This window comes from Phocaeicola sp. ICN-14070 (assembly GCF_037892625.1).
Taxonomy (GTDB): domain Bacteria; phylum Bacteroidota; class Bacteroidia; order Bacteroidales; family Bacteroidaceae; genus Phocaeicola; species Phocaeicola plebeius.
This window is the reverse complement of the sequence record NZ_JBBKBF010000171.1, coordinates 1-685: the sequence shown is the minus strand read 5'-3', so window position 1 is coordinate 685 and position 685 is coordinate 1. Positions and strand designations below refer to the sequence as shown.

Annotated in this window: 1 protein-coding gene; it reads right to left on the bottom strand. The window is 34.2% G+C overall.

Annotated features, from left to right (window positions below; translation table 11 throughout):
* A partial coding sequence (locus WKT20_RS18140) for an rRNA adenine N-6-methyltransferase family protein (RefSeq protein ID WP_340417876.1) occupies positions 1-626 on the bottom strand: 626 nt, incomplete at its 3' end.
* Positions 627-685: the final 59 nt, after the last annotated feature.

Genomic DNA, 685 nt, shown 5'->3' with positions numbered 1-685 from the left:
CCAGGTTTCTCTAACAGACAGGAAATAAATGCTAAGTATTTGGCTTTAAACTTAAAATCAAAAAATAACTGTTTTCTTTTAATGTTTAACAGGGCTGATTTGACAGTTGGCGGTGGAAAGAAACTTTCAGGACCTACCTCATAGACAAGTTTCAAATCAAAAAAAGTATGATAGAAAACGGTATATGGATTGTAAAGCTTCCTCGAAAATAACTTTTGTGTAGGTTCTAACTGAAGGACAATGGAACCTCCCAGAAAATTTCCAAGACTCTCAAACATCAGGATTTTGAAAATATCGGAAGTAATGCCATAAGGAATATTTGACACCACTTTGAAAGGAAATTTCGGAACTGCAAAATTCCTAAAATCACAACCGACAACTTGAACATTTCGGGCATCAGAAAATAATTTTCGTAAATGTTCAACCAAAGCTGTGTCGTTTTCAATAGCAACAACATTGTTGGCGATTTTTAATAAATGAACAGTAAGAAACCCCTTGCCTGCCCCAATATCTAAAACCGTATCCTGATTACTTATATTTGCTTGTCTTATTGCATCTTTTATTAGCACTTTATCAATAGTAAAGTGCTGACCCGTAAAACGAACGGGCAATTTCTTTTTTGTCATTAGTAACTTCTTACAGGTGAATACTTGAATTCAAAGTGTTCCTTTCTGAATTTTCCTAA